Annotated in this window: 28 protein-coding genes; 10 read left to right on the top strand and 18 right to left on the bottom strand. The window is 42.2% G+C overall.

Features of this window, described 5'->3' with window-relative positions; genetic code table 11:
* The first annotated feature begins 243 nt into the window (after positions 1-243).
* Both RMY00_RS29325 and RMY00_RS29320 read left to right on the top strand, forming a co-directional pair.
* Entirely contained in the window at positions 244-402 is a 159-nt protein-coding gene (locus tag RMY00_RS29325; protein ID WP_322650908.1) for a hypothetical protein, read from the top strand.
* An 83-nt stretch (positions 403-485) separates the two neighbouring features.
* The gene (locus tag RMY00_RS29320; RefSeq protein ID WP_322650907.1) at positions 486-749 is read left to right on the top strand and encodes a GNAT family N-acetyltransferase; all 264 of its coding nucleotides are present in this window, start codon (positions 486-488) and stop codon (positions 747-749) included.
* A gap of 97 nt (positions 750-846) precedes the next feature.
* Here RMY00_RS29320 and RMY00_RS29315 read toward each other — a convergent pair whose 3' ends face one another.
* From RMY00_RS29315 to RMY00_RS29300, 4 genes are read right to left on the bottom strand one after another with little or no spacing between them, the layout of a single operon-like run.
* On the bottom strand, positions 847-981 hold the full coding sequence (locus RMY00_RS29315) for a hypothetical protein (protein ID WP_322650906.1): 135 nt from the start codon (positions 979-981) through the stop codon (positions 847-849).
* Complete coding sequence (locus RMY00_RS29310; protein ID WP_322650965.1) at positions 981-1,148, bottom strand: PIN domain-containing protein; 168 nt, start codon at positions 1,146-1,148, stop codon at positions 981-983. Before RMY00_RS29310 ends, RMY00_RS29315 begins: the two co-directional genes overlap by 1 nt.
* 12 nt (positions 1,149-1,160) lie before the next feature.
* A complete protein-coding gene (locus RMY00_RS29305) occupies positions 1,161-1,400 on the bottom strand; it encodes a hypothetical protein (protein ID WP_322650905.1) in 240 nt (79 codons plus the stop codon).
* Positions 1,397-1,642: a type II toxin-antitoxin system Phd/YefM family antitoxin gene (locus tag RMY00_RS29300; protein WP_322650904.1), complete on the bottom strand. Its 246-nt coding sequence runs from the start codon at positions 1,640-1,642 to the stop codon at positions 1,397-1,399. The genes RMY00_RS29305 and RMY00_RS29300 overlap by 4 nt, the downstream gene beginning before the upstream one ends.
* 144 nt (positions 1,643-1,786) lie before the next feature.
* On the opposite strand from RMY00_RS29300, the gene RMY00_RS29295 reads away from it, so the two are divergent.
* Both RMY00_RS29295 and RMY00_RS29290 read left to right on the top strand, forming a co-directional pair.
* On the top strand, positions 1,787-1,996 hold the full coding sequence (locus RMY00_RS29295) for a type II toxin-antitoxin system HicB family antitoxin (RefSeq protein ID WP_190730943.1): 210 nt from the start codon (positions 1,787-1,789) through the stop codon (positions 1,994-1,996).
* A gap of 3 nt (positions 1,997-1,999) precedes the next feature.
* A complete protein-coding gene (locus RMY00_RS29290; RefSeq protein ID WP_190730944.1) occupies positions 2,000-2,224 on the top strand; it encodes a type II toxin-antitoxin system HicA family toxin in 225 nt (74 codons plus the stop codon).
* A gap of 686 nt (positions 2,225-2,910) precedes the next feature.
* On the opposite strand, the gene RMY00_RS29285 is transcribed toward RMY00_RS29290, so the two are convergent.
* From RMY00_RS29285 to RMY00_RS29230, 12 genes are all read right to left on the bottom strand, one after another.
* The gene (locus RMY00_RS29285; protein ID WP_322650903.1) at positions 2,911-4,506 is read right to left on the bottom strand and encodes a nickel-dependent hydrogenase large subunit; all 1,596 of its coding nucleotides are present in this window, start codon (positions 4,504-4,506) and stop codon (positions 2,911-2,913) included.
* A 206-nt stretch (positions 4,507-4,712) separates the two neighbouring features.
* On the bottom strand, positions 4,713-5,675 hold the full coding sequence (locus tag RMY00_RS29280) for a hydrogenase small subunit (RefSeq protein WP_322650902.1): 963 nt from the start codon (positions 5,673-5,675) through the stop codon (positions 4,713-4,715).
* A gap of 418 nt (positions 5,676-6,093) precedes the next feature.
* The gene (locus RMY00_RS29275; protein WP_322650901.1) at positions 6,094-6,291 is read right to left on the bottom strand and encodes a hypothetical protein; all 198 of its coding nucleotides are present in this window, start codon (positions 6,289-6,291) and stop codon (positions 6,094-6,096) included.
* Between the two features lie 299 nt (positions 6,292-6,590).
* The gene (locus tag RMY00_RS29270) at positions 6,591-7,430 is read right to left on the bottom strand and encodes an Rpn family recombination-promoting nuclease/putative transposase (protein WP_322650900.1); all 840 of its coding nucleotides are present in this window, start codon (positions 7,428-7,430) and stop codon (positions 6,591-6,593) included.
* A complete protein-coding gene (locus RMY00_RS29265; RefSeq protein WP_322650899.1) occupies positions 7,427-8,623 on the bottom strand; it encodes an IS110 family transposase in 1,197 nt (398 codons plus the stop codon). Before RMY00_RS29265 ends, RMY00_RS29270 begins: the two co-directional genes overlap by 4 nt.
* Positions 8,624-8,929: 306 nt before the next feature.
* A complete protein-coding gene (locus RMY00_RS29260) occupies positions 8,930-9,172 on the bottom strand; it encodes a hypothetical protein (protein ID WP_322650898.1) in 243 nt (80 codons plus the stop codon).
* Positions 9,165-9,839, bottom strand: coding sequence for a hypothetical protein (locus RMY00_RS29255; RefSeq protein WP_322650897.1), 675 nt, complete (start codon positions 9,837-9,839; stop codon positions 9,165-9,167). The genes RMY00_RS29260 and RMY00_RS29255 overlap by 8 nt, the downstream gene beginning before the upstream one ends.
* A gap of 26 nt (positions 9,840-9,865) precedes the next feature.
* Entirely contained in the window at positions 9,866-10,162 is a 297-nt protein-coding gene (locus tag RMY00_RS29250; RefSeq protein ID WP_322650896.1) for a hypothetical protein, read from the bottom strand.
* Between the two features lie 20 nt (positions 10,163-10,182).
* Positions 10,183-10,488, bottom strand: coding sequence for a hypothetical protein (locus RMY00_RS29245; protein ID WP_322650895.1), 306 nt, complete (start codon positions 10,486-10,488; stop codon positions 10,183-10,185).
* A 97-nt stretch (positions 10,489-10,585) separates the two neighbouring features.
* On the bottom strand, positions 10,586-10,765 hold the full coding sequence (locus RMY00_RS29240) for a hypothetical protein (RefSeq protein ID WP_322650894.1): 180 nt from the start codon (positions 10,763-10,765) through the stop codon (positions 10,586-10,588).
* 101 nt (positions 10,766-10,866) lie between these two features.
* Positions 10,867-11,181, bottom strand: coding sequence for a hypothetical protein (locus RMY00_RS29235; RefSeq protein WP_322650893.1), 315 nt, complete (start codon positions 11,179-11,181; stop codon positions 10,867-10,869).
* Positions 11,182-11,257: 76 nt separating this feature from the next.
* Entirely contained in the window at positions 11,258-11,440 is a 183-nt protein-coding gene (locus tag RMY00_RS29230) for a hypothetical protein (RefSeq protein WP_322650892.1), read from the bottom strand.
* 270 nt (positions 11,441-11,710) lie between these two features.
* On the opposite strand from RMY00_RS29230, the gene RMY00_RS29225 reads away from it, so the two are divergent.
* The 4 genes from RMY00_RS29225 (at position 11,711) to RMY00_RS29210 (ending at position 13,771) form a co-directional block, all read left to right on the top strand.
* Positions 11,711-12,109, top strand: a complete 399-nt coding sequence (locus RMY00_RS29225; RefSeq protein ID WP_322650891.1) for a hypothetical protein — start codon at positions 11,711-11,713, stop codon at positions 12,107-12,109.
* Between the two features lie 114 nt (positions 12,110-12,223).
* On the top strand, positions 12,224-12,445 hold the full coding sequence (locus RMY00_RS29220; RefSeq protein ID WP_322650890.1) for a hypothetical protein: 222 nt from the start codon (positions 12,224-12,226) through the stop codon (positions 12,443-12,445).
* Between the two features lie 72 nt (positions 12,446-12,517).
* On the top strand, positions 12,518-13,255 hold the full coding sequence (locus RMY00_RS29215; protein WP_322650889.1) for a hypothetical protein: 738 nt from the start codon (positions 12,518-12,520) through the stop codon (positions 13,253-13,255).
* Between the two features lie 54 nt (positions 13,256-13,309).
* Positions 13,310-13,771, top strand: a complete 462-nt coding sequence (locus RMY00_RS29210; RefSeq protein ID WP_322650888.1) for a DUF4102 domain-containing protein — start codon at positions 13,310-13,312, stop codon at positions 13,769-13,771.
* Positions 13,772-13,842: 71 nt separating this feature from the next.
* Here the strand turns inward: RMY00_RS29210 and RMY00_RS29205 are convergent, their stop codons facing one another.
* Positions 13,843-14,205 carry a hypothetical protein gene (locus tag RMY00_RS29205; RefSeq protein ID WP_322650887.1) on the bottom strand — a complete coding sequence of 121 codons (363 nt, stop codon included), beginning with the start codon at positions 14,203-14,205 and terminating at the stop codon, positions 13,843-13,845.
* 27 nt (positions 14,206-14,232) lie between these two features.
* Here RMY00_RS29205 and RMY00_RS29200 point away from each other — a divergent pair, with 27 nt between their 5' ends.
* Together RMY00_RS29200 and RMY00_RS29195 are read left to right on the top strand one after the other, a co-directional pair.
* Entirely contained in the window at positions 14,233-14,424 is a 192-nt protein-coding gene (locus RMY00_RS29200) for a hypothetical protein (RefSeq protein WP_322650886.1), read from the top strand.
* Between the two features lie 54 nt (positions 14,425-14,478).
* A complete protein-coding gene (locus RMY00_RS29195; protein WP_322650885.1) occupies positions 14,479-14,697 on the top strand; it encodes a hypothetical protein in 219 nt (72 codons plus the stop codon).
* Between the two features lie 434 nt (positions 14,698-15,131).
* On the opposite strand, the gene RMY00_RS29190 is transcribed toward RMY00_RS29195, so the two are convergent.
* Positions 15,132-15,716, bottom strand: coding sequence for a site-specific integrase (locus tag RMY00_RS29190; protein ID WP_322650884.1), 585 nt, complete (start codon positions 15,714-15,716; stop codon positions 15,132-15,134).
* Positions 15,717-15,912 lie beyond the last annotated feature (196 nt).

The raw sequence follows: 15,912 nt of genomic DNA, 5'->3' as shown, positions 1-15,912 counted from the left end.
GTGTTTTAACCAACCTCAATATTTCGCTTTTTACCTTTTTGTCTCTGTGCTTTCGGCATCTTTTGGACTACCAGTTAAAAAAATATCCTATTGTAGGGGCGCAATCTCTTGCGCCCCTAAAAAGTAGAAAACTTACATAGCCAGAAAGCTGTACGCTTTTAGCGTCTTGCAGAGAAGCCCATTGCGAATTGGTATAATATTTCTGTTCTGAAAAATGCTGGAGTTGAAGTGAGGTCTAAACCAATGACTTTAATACTTGAAACTCAGAGGCTGTTGTTAAAACCAATTTTGAAGAGTGGATTGAACACACTACACACTATTCTCATTGACTCATACGTTAGAAAGTATCTGTGCGATGACAAAATTTTTCCATTGCAACAGATTGAAGAAATGGTGATATAAAGCCAGAATAATTTTGAAGAAAAAAATTTGGTTTATGGTTTATTGAGACTAAAAATGAGCAAGAAATCATTGGATTTGTTGGTTTGTGGGATTTCTTTGATGAAGAACAGCCCCAATTAGTTTATGCTTTGCTGCCTGAAGCAACCAAAAAGGGCTATGCTACCGAAGCGGCAACCAAGATACTGGAGTATTGTTTTAATAAACTTAACTATCAGTATCTTTTAGCAAGCTGCGATCGCCCAAACCTTGAATCGCAAAAGGTAACACAAAGAATAGGCATGACGAAGGTGGATGAAAAAATCGTGAATGGCAATCCCCTAGTATTTTTCAGAATTGAGAAATCGTAGGTAAAAATACTGTAAGTATTGATAAGTCACTTGTACGTGGCGCATAACACAGCGTTGTAGCTGATTGCAATCTAGATTGTCTAGGTCAGTCTATTATTTAGGGATGAACGCAATAAGCAGCAGCGATCGCCGAAGTAGCAAATGTAGTCTCCGAAATAGTAAATGCGATCGCCGAAATAGCAAATGTAGTCTCCGAAGTAGCAAATGCGTAGGCGTAGCCAGCCGTAGACATTAAGGTTTGGCTGCCCAAAGTAGGGAAATGTCGTACTTATTAAACATCGAATCGGCACTCACAAGCGTCATTTCTTCTATCTGAGCCTGTGCAATCAACATTCTGTCAAAAGGATCTCGGTGATGCAAAAGCAATGCAGCCGCTTGTAAAGCATGAGAAGCTGTAATTTCTAGCGATGCCTACGGCTGGCTACGCCTACGCATTGCCAACACCGTCATCCGACTAGAAATATAACTGTCTAGAGGATCTGCCAGTGGTAACTTGCCGATCGCAACTTTTATCCCCATTTCCCAAATGCTGGCAACTGAGAGCCACAATTCATTTGTTTCATCCGCAATATGGGCGATTGCTGCTTCATTCAAAAGCTCTGGTTGGGTAAACCACCATAACCAGCACTGCGTATCTAGCAAAAGTTTCACTCTTCACCGCCCTCAAATGCTGCCAAAATTTCTTCTGGCAAAGGGGCATTGAAATCATCTGGTATTACGAAACGCCCTTTATCTTGCCCTAAACTATTGAGTCGATTTGATGAGGATCGAAACGGAACCAACTTAGCGATCGGAATACCTCGGTTGGAAATAATGATTTCTTCTCCAAGTTCTACGCGTGACAAAAGCTTTGAGAGATTCGTTTTAGCTTGATGAATATTTACGGTTTCCATAAGATTAAACTAAGTCTGTAAACTAAGTTTAGTCTGGTTGCCATAGTGGTGCAAAGGCGATGTCTACGGTGGGCTACGCCTGCCTACGTTCAGTTAGATGACCGATCCAGTAAGCTGTAAGTGAGCGTTGTTCATGATTGTGATATGAAAACTTTTACTGCGATCGTTGAAAGAGATCCTGATACTAAGTTCTATGTTGGCTATGTCCCTGGCTTTCCTGGAGCGCATTCTCAAGGTGAAACCTTGGATGAATTGCAAGAAAATTTGCGTGAAGTTATTGAGATGCTTCTAGAGGACGAGGATCTGGTATTCGAGACAGAGTTTGTAGGTATACAACAGATTGTGGTTCAGTAGACCATGAGTAATATTCCTATTCTGAAACCCCAAGAAGTTGTACGAATATTGGAGAGCCTTGGCTTTGTGGAGGTACGTCAGAAAGGCTCACACAAACAGTTTCGACACGAAGACGGACGAGGAACAACAGTCCCATTTCATAAAGGGCGTGACATCTCACCAAGATTGCTACGGCAGATTGCGAGCGATATTGGTTTGACGATTGAAGAAATGCTGGAGTGGCGATGAAGTCTAACAACCATGTCGCATTAGACCGACTGAAGCCCCTGGTGGATTGCAAAATTTATTAGTCACCGCTAAACACAACCGTTATTCTGTAAGTAGTTTTGGGTACTATCGCCATTAGTAGAACTTTCATTGGAAGTTGCATAACCCTAAAGGGCAATTTAAATTAATCCAAAAAAGGAATGAAATTTATTATTGTCTTCCAACATGTATCAACCGAAAATGGAGAGATAAAGCATTGGAAACTGCATCTTTTGGAGACCTACAAGAGATTTAAACTATAATCTTTGGTACGATAATCCAATTAAGGGCAATCCATATAATAAAATTTCAACTCATCCCAACGCTTTAAGATGGGGGTATTTTTACGAAAAAGTTATGGCTTGTGATATTGGAGTAAGGTTAAGTATGGATTTGACTCTACACAAATATCTAAGCGATTTACGAACAAGTATAAGACAGGAATTAATGTGGATTGATCAAATGGAAAAAAATATTACTAGAGAATTGTACTTAATCTATCTAAATATTTTAATATTAAAAAATTATTGCTGTCTAACTTAGCAATTAGATTACAATTTTTCAAATTGGGATGCGCGTTATGAAATTGTCTGTGGGGCAGTCATTTAGTAATTTAGGCATATACTAGGTTGTGGTGCGTTAAATTACTAATAACGCACCTCAAATAATTAAGCAGTCCGAAAACGCGCTAACTCTTCACCAGTTTTCGCATCGTGGGCGTGAACTGTACACACCAAACATGAATCAAACGATCGCGCCACATGACCAACTTCCACAGGGTCGCTAGAATCATAAATTGGTGTCCCAATTAAAGCTTCTTCAATGGGGCCGCGGATACCTTCACCGTCACGAGGGCCGATATTCCAAGTACCAGGGGCAATAACTTGGTAATTCTTAATTTTACCGCCCTCCACTTCTACCCAGTGAGACAAAGAACCGCGTGCTGCTTCTGTTGCACCCCAACCGCGTCCATCTTTTTCTGTAGGTTTGATATACCAGGGGTCGTTTAATTTGAATTCGCGTAAACAGTGTTCTGCTTGCCGATATAACTTGACAAGTTCGTGAACTCGTGCAAGTTGACGCACATGAATACTAGCACCACCCATCTCTTTGAATACATCTAGAATAAAGCCGTCATAGTGTTGCCACGATTCGCCATGTTTACCACCAGCTACTAATTGACGCGCTAAGGGGCCAGTTTCCAAACGTCCGAAGTCTTTGTGAAGGACTGCACTCGACCAAGAGTAGGCGTTATCGAAGTCTTTGGTATTAATTGCAGTGGGTTTAGTAGTGCGATCGCTAGGGTGAATATCCTCTGTCCCCTCATCGTACCAGGAGTGAGTTGTATTCTCGCGGGTAAATGACTGATCCATTAAAACGTGAGTGTCCGCGAAGCTGTCGTACACTCCACTTTTCATAATCATCGCCGCATTTCGCCCTTCAATAGTCGGCTTTTGATATTTATCTTCATGGGCTAAATATCCCCAAGTTACATATTTACCAACACCAGCACCATATCTATCTAGACCGATATCTAAACCCATGCGCCAATAAAAACCTAAGTCAGAATCTCGATGATTTCGGTCTTCATCCAACCAATCTCTAAAGTCATCATAAGTTTGAATTTGTTCATAGCGTTCTAGAGAACAACCCAACCATACTGGTTCTAACCAATTGGTGCGGAAGTATTCAAGAATCGCCCAAGCGCGAGTAATGTCTGTTAAAGTGGGGGCGCACATGACGCCACCAGGAACCATGTAACTAGAATGTGGCCATTGTCCGCCCAACAGTGCATAAATTTCTACTGGTTTAGCGGAAATTGTTATGCCTAGTTCGTAAGATTTGCCTGTAAAAGCAGCAAAACGTTTAACAGCTTCCTCATAATAGCGACTATTGCGGTATTTTCTATTTGTTAAATCAATAGCAAACAGTCCATAAAAATAGCGGGGAATACTTTGAATTGTCTCGACAATTTGACCGAGATTTCTCGCCAAAATTGCATTGCGGGGAACTTCTGTTTCCCAAGCTGTATCTAATGCCCAAGATGCAGAAGTTAGGTGAGAACCGCCACAAATACCGCAAATGCGAGGTGTGACAATTAATCCGGCTTGCGGATCTTTACCGCGTAGGATAACTTCAAATCCGCGAAATAGTTCCGCATGTGTCCAGGCGTTGACTACTCTTCCATGTTCAATATCAACTCGAACATCTAAATCGCCTTCAACTCTACCAACGGGCGAAATGTCTAATGATTGAATTGTCATTTGTCATTTGTCCTTTGTCATTTGTCATTGGTCATTTGTCCTTGTTCATTGGTCATTTATCATTGGTAATTAATCACTCGTCTCCCTGCAAAATGGTCGAAATACTGGATTTCTCGTTGAGGGGTAGAGGAGAGTATGAAAGGTTATAGTCATTGGTCAAATCACAAAGGACAAATGACTAATGACCAATGACTAATGACCAATGACTAAACTGTAAAAAAGTCTTCTTCTGCCCAGGGTGGTGCTGCATCTTTTGCAACCATTGTGAGTATGGCGTAGTCTTTTTTCTTTACCCCTGGCGGTAATTCTTTGGGAACTCCCATTACTGTTTGGGTTTTGAATACAGTTCCAGGTTTAAGGTCAAAGAAGGGAAATTCTGGTTCTGTGCAACCTAAACAAGGCATTCCAGCGCGAGTTTTAGATGAAACGCGATTCCATAAGATGCGGTTGCAGGAGGAATGAGTCATGGGGCCACGACAACCCAAGTCGTAAAATAGGCAGCCTTTACGCTGACCAAATTCGGCGGTTGATGCTTTGTAGGCAAAGTGGACGTTGCGGGTACAACCAGTTTGGGTATAAGTGTTGAAGAAGGTTTGGGGACGATTTAGTTCATCGAAAGCAATGTCTGCTATGCGTCCAGTAGCGATCGCAACTAATATCTGCGTAATCCAGTCGGGATGGGCGGGACATCCAGGTATATTAATTACAGGTAATCCAGCCTGTGACACAAAGTCTTTACCTAAAAAACCGCCTTCTTGACGTTTGAGAAATTGTAAACCTTCCGATTCACTAGGGTTGGGTGACATGGCAGGAATTCCTCCCCATGTGGCACAGTCTCCCACGGCGACGATAAATTTAGCGACTTTGGCGAGGTCTGCTAACCAATCTTTCATGGCGCGATCGGCAAACCGATTCCATTCGCCAGTACCGTTGGGGGCGTTAACAACACTGCCTTCAAATACTAGGATATCTAAAGGAATTGTGCCAGAAATACAATTCCGTAGCAGTGTTTGCAAATCGTTGCCTAGTTCCAATCCCAAGGAAGGATGCCAAAGTATATTGATACCAAAATCGGCAATTAAATCGCAGACTGTCGGTTCTTCAGCGTTGAGAAATGACATGGTGTTGCCTGAACAAGCACCACCTTGTAGCCATAGTACGTTAGTCATCGGCTAGGTGTTTTTGTATTGTTTACCATGCATGAGGTAGGTGATAATGCTTGTAAAGTCTCACCTGCTTATCAATATTTATTTTTCAATCTTAAGATATTTTTTGGTTTAATTCACTTTCATTAAAAAAGAATTAATCATTAACAATAGCTAACAGTTTTACAAGATTATTTTCAATTATTCTGTTTGTTATACTCGTAACAGATGTAATAAACAAAAAATAGTAAAAACAAAATCATTATTTTTTACTTACTGGCGTTAAATAACCTAGTGTACTGAATTCATTCCTGCTAGCTGTTAATTCGTGCGAAAGTATGAGTATTTTCAGCAGTCATATTTTAATTTAATAACCGATTCAAACTCAGCAAAATATTGGGGTGCAAAGTCTTGCACCCCGTCAGCTATATATCAGTTTTTTTTAAGATTTTGGTTGTGTAGCTTGCCTAACAAGTTGTTTGTCCAAGCCTAACCCTTGAGCTATCTGCTCAATACTTAAACCAAATGTTAATAAGTGTGGTATCGCTTCTAACTTAGCTTTTTGTTTACCTTCTTTTTTACCTTCTTCAAAAACATCTTGGAAAAATCTAGTTTGCCTCAAGTCATTTAATTCAAACATTTTTCCGATCTCCTCCTGGCTAAATCGCAGCAACTTTTAGATTAATATCGTCTCTATTAAACGCACTGTTAAGCCTTCGCGCACCCTATTGCTTTAATATTTCGGTTGTACAGCTTGCCTAACAACTTGTTCGTTCAAGCCTAACGCTTGAGCTATCTACTCAATACTTAAACCCAATGCTAATAACCGGGGTATCTTTTCTAATTTCCCTTCTTGTTTACCTTCTGCAAAAACATCTTGGTAAAATCTAGTTTGCTTTAACTCATTTGATCCAAATATTGTTTTAATCTCCTCCTGTTTTAGGGTTTTGATTGGGCAGCTTGCCTAACAAGTTGTTCATCCAAACCTAACGCTTGAGCTATCTGCTCAATACTTAAACCCAACGCTAATAACTGGGGTATCGTTTCTAACTTACCTTCTTGTCTACCTTCTTGTCTGCCTTCTTGCCTACCTTCTTGTCTGCCTTCTTGTTTACCTTCTTGTTTGCCTTCTGCAAAAACATCTTGGTAAAATCTAGTTTGCTTTAACTCATTTAATCCAAACATTTTTCCGATCTCCTCTTGGCTCAATCGCGGCAACTTGTAGATTAATATCGTCTCTATTAATTGTATAATTTCCCTAATAGTAGCGACATCTGAAATTTGCTCTCTAGCACTGTTGACTATTTCGATAGCTCTTGTTGTCGCAGTTGATTCAGGTTCAATGATGAGTTTAACTGTCTTTATGCCGATTGATGATGCCTCAATTGAGCTTAATTCATCAAGATATACGCGAGTTACGCGTTGTGAGTTGAGTAATTCTATATATCTTTCGGTATTTCCAGTATCAACGCTGCGGTTGGGGAAGATGACAACACCACGCCAATTGTTGGTTAATTCGGTTTTGTCAAGATAGTTAAAGATTTCAGTAAATAAACGTGAGTAGAATTTTTTGTCTGGTTGAAATTGCACTTCGGCAAAATAGATGGGTAGTTCTGCTGCATTTGGCAGGAAGACGCCATCGATTCTAAACGCTAGTTGTTTGACTTCGACTGAAGAAAATTGGTAAGCACTAGCTAGTTGGGGCGGTTGGTTAATCAGTTCAAAAAAAGTGCTGGGGATACTTTGGAAGATGCGATAGAAGATACTGTCTGTTTTCACTCTAACAATTTATCGTGGACTTGAATCAGTTCTCTGAATAACAGCCGCGCTCCTTTGGCTGCAATCCGATTTCTGACAAGCTTCACCGGACGACCAGCTGCTTTTTCAGCGTCTAACTGTTCACCCAAAGTTTTACCAATTTCATTTTTGAGGCGCGATCGCTTTGGTTCAATGCGGGTAAAAACCCACTGCCAGAGAGACTTACGACACAAATCTGAACCGCCTACCACTTTAGCTTTGCGGCTATCGCCGGAAGCTTCCATTGAAGGAGCAGCGCCGAGGGCTTTTTGAAATCTTCTCAGCGAAAGGTGGCGTTTAGTAGGCTTTTTTGAATTCCGCCCCTGGCGTATTCTCACCTCTGGTTTACCATCTAGTAAAAATCCCTCGATGGGGTAAATCTGGGAAATAATCACCGACGAGAGGCGATCGCCAAATCCAAAGTGTTTGAAAACTGTCCGGTAATGGTCAAACCGTGGATCAGCAAGCAGTTCTCGTAATTCTGCCTCAATGACATACTCCTCACGTTGCAGGTCACAGACACGTTTCGCGTGTTCTCGAACAGTGTCAGTAATGCCCAGTCCCACAGATTGAGAGTAGAGACGGTCATAGCGGCTGCTTTTCCGGATTCCAGCAAGCCAACCCCAAAGTAAAGGCGCTTCACCTGATTCACCGCGCATGGACTTTACTAGCGCCACTTCTGGAAACTGCCACGCTAAATCCTGCCGTGCCCGATTCATGATCGGTGATTGAACGCGATTTAGGTGAGCAAGTCTCAGCACCAATTCGCGAATTTTAACAATAGTGCGATCGCGAATTTGGACAAATCGACGCGGTTCTTTTTGGTAGTCAAAGTAGTAACAGGCAAGGGCAAGAGCATCAGCATCATCATCTTTATCAGGTAGTGCTAAGTGATTGGCTCGATAATTCCTTAGTTCCTTGTGACCTACCAGCCGCACTTCTACCCCGGCGCGGGCCAAGTGAGTACCCCAAAGCTTGCTGTAATTGTTGCCAGTTGGTTCTAACAGTGCAATGTCCGCATTGAGCGCGAGCAAATCTTGAATTCCTTTTGCATCAGCGCTCAACTTAAAAAATGGACACTCGTAGTAGAATTGACGTGGGTCTTCGGGCTTCTCCGTAAGCAGACAAGCCGAGACTGAGGACTTGCTAACATCAAGCCCCAAAATTTTAATCATTCAGTTCTCCTCTGGGTGGTTTCGTCTTGTCCCTGATGCCATGCCTGCGAATCACCCGAAGGCCACAACAGCCTAGTTCACTCTCAAGGCAAGCCACAGCGCAAACTGCGGCGACATAGGGAGAAAACAGCGCACTCACAGCAGCCGAGCTTATGAAAACAGGAAAGCCATAAAAGCTTGATTCAAGGTAAAAGCCCTAAGCTGCTGTGTGTATGTGCTGTACGTCTGGGTTGGACTCCAGTCCGCGACGCGATCAATCAAGCAATCGCGTTTCGCCGGCGAGTCAGTCCGGCTCATCGGGCGGTTTTACTCATAGTCTTTTTGGTAGTCCATTAAGTCTTGCTCGATTATGCCAACCAGTTTCTCTGAAGCTGGTTCTAGTATTTGTCTAAGTTTTTGGTCAGTTACATCATCTGCCTGCTCTTCACCAGAAATGAGCTTTATTCCGGCATCAATTTTATTTTTGATAATGTGCAATGATTGCCAGATTTCGTAATAATCCCATGCTGGATCTGGTTGAGAGATATTTAAATTTTCTTCATTATTCATAAATTTCATCGTCCTCAAAATCATCATCAATAACTAATGAATATTCATTTTCTGGGTCGATAATGTTTAGAGAATCAACCATTGCGCGTCCAGTTAAAACGTCCAATACTGAATAATTACCCTGCCCCATCGCACTCTCGACTTGATGCATTTTGATTAATCGTTCAAGTTCAGGAGTACGCAATGAGGGATGAATATCAACAATAGAATTAATTGGCCGCGGCTCTTGGTTCCCCTCAATCCATCGGTCATGTTGGCTTTGGTGAAATTCCCAGAATGCTTTAGTGGCTTCAGGAGTTCCTTGTGGCGGGGCAGTTTCTAAAAAATCAGCAAGTTCTCTAGCTCGCTCGAAACCTTCACGCCAGCATTTCATTGATTCAACCCACTCGTTGTTAATGGAAAAACCACCTTTGGTTACTGCCTCTTGCGCTACTTCAAGCGGATCGGTGTTGCGGTGAATTGCAATAATTTGGGCTAAGGCTTGAGCTTGAAAACTGCTAAGGCGCTCCAGATCAACAATCCACAGAGAAATAAGTCCCTCTGATGTGTTTGTCCGCTCCAGGGGGAAAGGGTCACGCATGGGTATCATGCCGTCTGGGAACAAGTCTAAAATTGGCTCACAAGGATTGCCGGGTTTGAGTTTTACCCAAGTGTCATGTTTGGTCATAATGTAAGTTTCACCAAAAACCTCAGTTAAAAGTTGTCAGAAGGGCTGGTATTAGGCTGTTTTAGCAACAAAATTAAATCGAGTAATTTGCCCGCTAGCATTGCCCGCTTTTCGTGAGAAATCGTGCAAGACATTGCCCAAAGATAAAACTTCATAGTTGGTGGATAGTCACAATTAGGTATGTTAAGCCTTGGCCATAGTTGCTCCATACAATCCAAATACACCCGGACTTCTTTGTGAGTTAAAGAGTTATGTGATTTATGGTTGTCCCTGATAATGTATAAAATGTGTTGAAAATCATTAATTTCTAAAGGTTCGTACATTTCCTGATTTGAGCTATTAATTAAAATCGGTCGTCTTCAGCAAGCGATTCGCTTGTTTGTTGAGCTTTGAGAAGTTCAACCTGTTGACTGAACTCTTCATACTCTGCCTTGAGAGCTACTATTTTTTTCCTCCGGGCTGCAATTTCTTTATCAATTTGGTTCTGTATATGCTCGTCATGAATTTGGCGCTCAACACTTTCTATAAGCGTCTGTGTTGCTTCTTCATGGTCTTCAAACTCATCAGCACATGCTGTTTTCTCTAACCTGCACGAATTATAATCCCCAAGATTTAGAACTCTTTGGTAAGTGATGGTTGTTACTTTCATTTGCTCAAAATGTGATATTTTTTACTTGTTCACGTTTGAAGTGTTTGAGTCAGCGATCGCACTCCTCATGGATCGCGATCGCAATCTCATTTTTCAGCTATCCTTGAACTCTCTGTGGTTGGTCGAAAACCACCTCAAATTTACCGTCACTTTGACGAAGAAGACTTGCGTAAGCATCGGCATCGGTGCGGGTACGAAGTCGAGCCACACAAACATTTTCACCAGTGGGCAGATACTTGAAAATTGCCCACGGTCTAAGGTCGTCGCGGTAAGTCATAATTAAATTCCTAATGAGTGTAAAAAACACCAGCGCGAGTTTTGCCAGCCCACGCTGGTGAACCTTATAATCCATTGACAGTAATAAACTTGGAGTGGTTGTTATTGTTCCATAGGCGGCTCTCCTGAAACGACAAAGTTTTGACCCCAGCGAATCTGACCGATAATCGCCTCCATGATTCCTGCTTGGTCAGCGATGGTCAGCTGTTCGGTGATTTGTTTGGCAACAGTGAAGATTTCGGCTCGACAATCACCTTCTAACTGACAGCCAATGTGTGACGCTAGAACGCTCAGAATAACGAGCTTTTCTCGCTTACTGATTTTCTCGAATGCTGCACCATAGTTATCCTGCAATGTCGCAAGTAAGGTTTCTTCGCCAGGGGTGTAATTGGTGTAATAGCCTAGTGGCTTACTCATTGTTACAATTTCCTTATTAAATACTACGCATTTGGCGATCGCTTACGCAGGACGGTAGGTGGTCGCCTTTTAATAGTTAGACTTCCTCCTCCTCGTCCTCCTCTGGCTTACTGACGATGACAATATTCAAGCCGTTGGCTTCAGACTTGAAATCAACGATCGCAAATTCCCGATCATCGACTGCGGCTTTTATAGTTACCTCTGTTGCACCGGGGTAGTGTTTTAGGTTTTCAAGCAGTTCTAAAACTGTGGTTGTCATTTGGTTTCTAAAGTAAGTGTGCAGACATCAAAATATCACCGCTCAGTAAACTCGTTACTGCGCTCGGTTTTCGGTGATTAAAGGGTGTTTCCGCGCAAGGTGGCGCGGGTGAGTTGCTCCGGTGATGCCACGCAAAGGGTTAGGCGTGGGGGAGTTAAAAATAGTTTTCTATGTGAGAAACTAATGTTATGTTAATCATATAGAAAACCTCTTGTCAACAGTTTTCTATATGAGATTTAGTTTTCTATATGTAAAATGGGTTTACCGTGTATGAGCAAGAAAAATGGCGAGGCCGAAAAAACTGGCAGACGATGCGAAGAACGTGTCCCTATTCCTGAGTCAGAAGGACTGGGAGCTATTCGAGACGAGGGCAAAAATGATGGGATTAAGCAGGGCGGACTTGGTAGCGAAGATAGCGAGGGGGGACATACCGCTAGGGCAGCCGTCTCCCTCGCTGGAGAAAGCCATATTGGAAAAGTAATAGAGCGACTTGAGTTATTAGAGCAAGGTTTTAATTTCTATGTTGGTTCTCATCGCCAGCGTCTTGAAGCTCGACTTGATGACAATAAAAAATTTACAGACTCATTTGAAGAAGGAATGAGACTGATCAAGGCTGAACTTTATAACATAGCTGCTCAGTCGCTCGAAAATCCCAAAGAACCTGAATAAAACCGTCCTGCCTGCTGTGGTAAGGGCGGTTTTGTTTTGCGATCGCGCAAGTTGTAGAGAGTGCGATCGCGGCTGACTAATGACTAATGACTAATGACCAATGACTAATGACCAATGAAGAGACAAACGATTTACATTGCTCTTGCTCTAAGCCCAGAAACGCGAGCGCTAGTTGCCTTGTGCTGGCACATAGACCAAGGTAGAGCCGGCGATGTGGGCACAGCTTTATGTCAACAAAACGGGCTTTCTTATTTTGGTGTTACCAGCTGTGAAAATGCTGATTTTGAAGCAGACTCCCGCTTCCCCGACGATCATTGGTTGAACGCAAAGCGGTAGCCAAAAAAAACCAAAAAGCCACCAGAGATTTAGCGATCGTGGTGGCTCTCGGATAATTAACTAATAATAATTATGCCACAAAATAGCCAAAATAATCCTAATTTCTGGACGCAGAAACATCAAGAACTTTGTCTAAAATATCGGATAAAAGCAGCATATCAACAGTTTTGGTGCTGGTTAATAAACTACGCTAAACCTGGCAAGGTAATAGAAATTACATTGCATGAATTTAATGCTTGGGTAGAAAAACAATCAGGACAACCACTATCCGAAAGACATCTGAAAAATCTTCTTAAAAGACTACTTGATTTCGGACTAGTCAGACTCATCAAAAAATATAACTGGCACGAATTCAAGTTAATAATCAAACCTTTAGAGTGGTTAGAACCACTTAGAAAACGAGTGGAACAAAGATCCGAAATCAGGATCAACAGTTCCAAAATATTGCCTCAAACCCAAGAAAACAGTTCTGTTGCTCATCAGGAGCCTAGTCAGCAGCAGCAATTAGATATTAAGTCAAGCAATCATGTATCCGATGAAACCAAAAACGAAATTAAACAACTTGCTCAAAAAGTAGACATTCAATTACCCGAAAAGTGTGAAGTTTACTATTACCCAATTGAAAAAATCTTCTTAGCTTTAAACCTTGTCTTCTTGCGGAATAAACGAGACTCAATTGATAACCGTATCGGCTTATTGATTGATTGCTTGCGCTGGGAATACTGGGAAGAACCAGAAAACAAACGTTTACTACACAAAGCTGGAATTATTACTCGTTCTTCTCCTTACTACGACTATTACTCCACATAAAAACTGCTTCCACATAAAAAGTGAAAGCAGCGACCATTAATTTCCAATCTGATTATGAACCAACCTACACTTTTTGATTTACAAGCTTTTACTAAGGTTGATACTCCTGTTTACGTTCACGATCCGTTCTGGGATGAACTCACCCCCCAAGAGTCACATAGTGTTGGGGCGCAAATCTTAGAGTCTGACAATCCGTATAAGACTGTTGGGGCGCAAGTATCACAAGTTACTAAAAAAGTTGCGCCCCAACACGATACCCACTGGATAGAGAAATACTGGGTTGAGCGGTCTGGTAATAGATATTGGTATTACCGCTACTGCTGGATGGTAGGCAGGAAGAAAAACCGCCTTTACCTGGGTAGTGTGGATAGTGTCATCGCCAAGCGTAAAAAGGCAGATGTGGAAATTGCGATCGCAGATGGTAAGCTTCCATGTGAAATCGAAAAATTAATCCGAGGCTGGAAGAATGAAACGCCCACCATGCCCAAGATGCCACCACGAAACACTAATCTTTAAAAACGGTAGTTATAAATTATCTGACAACACCGTAGTTCAGAGATGGTTTTGTCAGGAATGCCGCAAAGGCTTTAGTCCTGCAACAGTTCTGGAGACTTCCGCAGTAGGTCTTGCAGCTTCCGCAGTTCGTCCCAGGTACGAGCGGTAATATCTGGTTTTGCACTCCGAAGTGTAGAGCGATAATTCTTGGTTCTCCAAGCGATGTAGCGGTCAATTATCTGCAAAAAATCCCCGGAATCGGGGATGTTTTGACTTTGATCGTTGACCAGTTTGAAATCAACAGACCTAGCGTAATCCAAAATCTGATTTTTTAGCGAGATAGGTACGCGAATTGAGGTCGTTTCCCCACTGTGCCAAGTGCTACCTGATTCCCAAGTTGTACTAGTCCGCCCCATATTAACTTCAATTGCCGTGTAACAGGGCAATAGTACCACTCCCCACTCCCCATTCCCCAATGCCTAATGACTAGACCAAAAAATAATAACTTCCGTCTTACCCTAAGCGAAGACAAAACACTTGTACAGTTGACCGTCAAAGTATCGTCGCCAGAAAAAGCAGCTGAATTATACGAGGGGCTTGAGCAAGTGATAATTCAAATGATGCGAGTTGACTTAGAACTCGATTGGGAGGAAGACCACCCGGACGAGTCATAGAAATTACGATGCCTGGTTTTCGTTCTCTGCTCCCCAATGCCCAATATTCAAGCCATGAGTACAGAACTAGAAAAAGAGTTGATTCAGCTTTTAGAGACTCACGAGGAACTATTTGAAGAAATCGAACAAGACTTAGAAGAACTTGACCCAGAGGATAGGCAAGAGTTCTTTGCTGATGGGGAAGCGGGGATTTTAAAAGTAGGAACAAAGACCTACCGATTTTCCAAGGACGAGGTTTCAGAGATAATTGGCGATGAAATTTATGAATGGTAAGGGACATGACTGATTTATACTCCCCACTCCTCATTCCCTAATGACTATTTAGTGTCAAAGATTCTCAATAAATAGAAGCTGTGCTGCGGGCCTCTCAGAGTAGGGTGAAAGCATTGATTTATCGTAATAAATGTGCTTTAAAGCAAATTTATTATTGCAATTGAGTAGCATTAATCTCTCAAAAATGAAAAATGCGATCGCATACCAAGAACTGCGATCGCAACAAATCCGATGAGGTTAGGTGCATCAAACCAAATTCCAGCCTATTCGCAGCCAGGGAGTTTGTCACAAATTTGGGTATACACGGTCAACTTCATCCCAGGCCTGGTTGGTGAGATTTTCCAGTGCCATAGCTAAATACAGGGGATGGTCATATTCCCCTTTCTGCAAGCGCTCGAAGAAAATTTCAATTTGCAGGAATAGGAGGTTGGGGTTCATAGAGTTGCGATCGCGCCCCGGCGCTCGTCCATTTCAATTTCAAAATAAGGGTCAAGTCCTTTGTTGTCGCGGTGTCCGGTGAAAGTGCGAATGATTTCTTTAGCAATTCCCGCCCGCCGCAATTTGTTTACCATGCTCCTTCTGGTGCTATGCGTCGAAATTCCCTTAGCCTCAAATCCGGCGTTATCCGATGCCCGCATGAAAATGTTATAGGCATTCTTCCAGCAAATTGGTTTAGTTCCACATCTTGAGGGAAATAGCCACTCGCTATCTGTTTCTGGCTGGTATCGCTCTAAGGATTCCTTCAAAATTTGATGCACTGGAATTTCGGTTGTTTCGGCTGTTCCGTCTGGTCTGTGCTTTCTAATAATCGCCGGGAAAATGATGTCTGACTTGGGCTGACCAGTGCGATTGTAAACATCACTCACCTTGAGTTGAACCAAAGCCCCCCACCTTTCGCCCGTAAACCACGCCAGGTCTAAAAGCAATCTGTACTTCTCAGTTCTAATCTGCCGGCGAATTTTGGAGTATTCACCATCAGTTAGTACCGCCGCTTTTCCCTTTCTGTTATTCTTTGGCATAGTAAAAAATAAACTTCGTATGTTCTGCTTTTACTTGAATCAGAGGTGAAAGCGGAATTATCTAAATATTCACTATTAGCAAATATTCGCTCAATCGTAATGCTGGCGAAGGATACATCGCATCAGTGAATATTCCACTTCTACATAAAACTGGAATATTTACACAATTTTTATTGCCCAATAAAACTGAAGAGTA

This window comes from Nostoc sp. ChiVER01 (assembly GCF_034531155.1).
In the GTDB taxonomy this organism is placed as follows: domain Bacteria; phylum Cyanobacteriota; class Cyanobacteriia; order Cyanobacteriales; family Nostocaceae; genus Nostoc.
This window is presented reverse-complemented; position numbering and strand designations above follow the sequence as displayed.

Excerpts from the sequence above, each read along its gene's own strand:
- RMY00_RS29315 (WP_322650906.1), bottom strand. The coding sequence starts at position 981 with ATGTCTACGGCTGGCTACGCCTACGCATTTGCTACTTCGGAGACTACA.
- RMY00_RS29260 (WP_322650898.1), bottom strand. The coding sequence starts at position 9,172 with ATGAATAATGAAGAAAATTTAAATATCTCTCAACCAGATCCAGCATGG.
- RMY00_RS29235 (WP_322650893.1), bottom strand. The coding sequence starts at position 11,181 with ATGAGTAAGCCACTAGGCTATTACACCAATTACACCCCTGGCGAAGAA.
- RMY00_RS29300 (WP_322650904.1), bottom strand. The coding sequence starts at position 1,642 with ATGGAAACCGTAAATATTCATCAAGCTAAAACGAATCTCTCAAAGCTT.
- RMY00_RS29290 (WP_190730944.1), top strand. The coding sequence starts at position 2,000 with ATGAGTAATATTCCTATTCTGAAACCCCAAGAAGTTGTACGAATATTG.
- RMY00_RS29265 (WP_322650899.1), bottom strand. The coding sequence starts at position 8,623 with ATGATTAAAATTTTGGGGCTTGATGTTAGCAAGTCCTCAGTCTCGGCT.
- RMY00_RS29200 (WP_322650886.1), top strand. The coding sequence starts at position 14,233 with ATGACTAGACCAAAAAATAATAACTTCCGTCTTACCCTAAGCGAAGAC.
- RMY00_RS29250 (WP_322650896.1), bottom strand. The coding sequence starts at position 10,162 with ATGTACGAACCTTTAGAAATTAATGATTTTCAACACATTTTATACATT.
- RMY00_RS29280 (WP_322650902.1), bottom strand. The coding sequence starts at position 5,675 with ATGACTAACGTACTATGGCTACAAGGTGGTGCTTGTTCAGGCAACACC.
- RMY00_RS29210 (WP_322650888.1), top strand. The coding sequence starts at position 13,310 with ATGAACCAACCTACACTTTTTGATTTACAAGCTTTTACTAAGGTTGAT.
- RMY00_RS29220 (WP_322650890.1), top strand. The coding sequence starts at position 12,224 with ATGAAGAGACAAACGATTTACATTGCTCTTGCTCTAAGCCCAGAAACG.
- RMY00_RS29215 (WP_322650889.1), top strand. The coding sequence starts at position 12,518 with ATGCCACAAAATAGCCAAAATAATCCTAATTTCTGGACGCAGAAACAT.
- RMY00_RS29325 (WP_322650908.1), top strand. The coding sequence starts at position 244 with ATGACTTTAATACTTGAAACTCAGAGGCTGTTGTTAAAACCAATTTTG.
- RMY00_RS29245 (WP_322650895.1), bottom strand. The coding sequence starts at position 10,488 with ATGAAAGTAACAACCATCACTTACCAAAGAGTTCTAAATCTTGGGGAT.
- RMY00_RS29240 (WP_322650894.1), bottom strand. The coding sequence starts at position 10,765 with ATGACTTACCGCGACGACCTTAGACCGTGGGCAATTTTCAAGTATCTG.
- RMY00_RS29190 (WP_322650884.1), bottom strand. The coding sequence starts at position 15,716 with ATGCCAAAGAATAACAGAAAGGGAAAAGCGGCGGTACTAACTGATGGT.
- RMY00_RS29230 (WP_322650892.1), bottom strand. The coding sequence starts at position 11,440 with ATGACAACCACAGTTTTAGAACTGCTTGAAAACCTAAAACACTACCCC.
- RMY00_RS29255 (WP_322650897.1), bottom strand. The coding sequence starts at position 9,839 with ATGACCAAACATGACACTTGGGTAAAACTCAAACCCGGCAATCCTTGT.
- RMY00_RS29295 (WP_190730943.1), top strand. The coding sequence starts at position 1,787 with ATGAAAACTTTTACTGCGATCGTTGAAAGAGATCCTGATACTAAGTTC.
- RMY00_RS29275 (WP_322650901.1), bottom strand. The coding sequence starts at position 6,291 with ATGTTTGAATTAAATGACTTGAGGCAAACTAGATTTTTCCAAGATGTT.
- RMY00_RS29225 (WP_322650891.1), top strand. The coding sequence starts at position 11,711 with ATGAGCAAGAAAAATGGCGAGGCCGAAAAAACTGGCAGACGATGCGAA.
- RMY00_RS29195 (WP_322650885.1), top strand. The coding sequence starts at position 14,479 with ATGAGTACAGAACTAGAAAAAGAGTTGATTCAGCTTTTAGAGACTCAC.
- RMY00_RS29285 (WP_322650903.1), bottom strand. The coding sequence starts at position 4,506 with ATGACAATTCAATCATTAGACATTTCGCCCGTTGGTAGAGTTGAAGGC.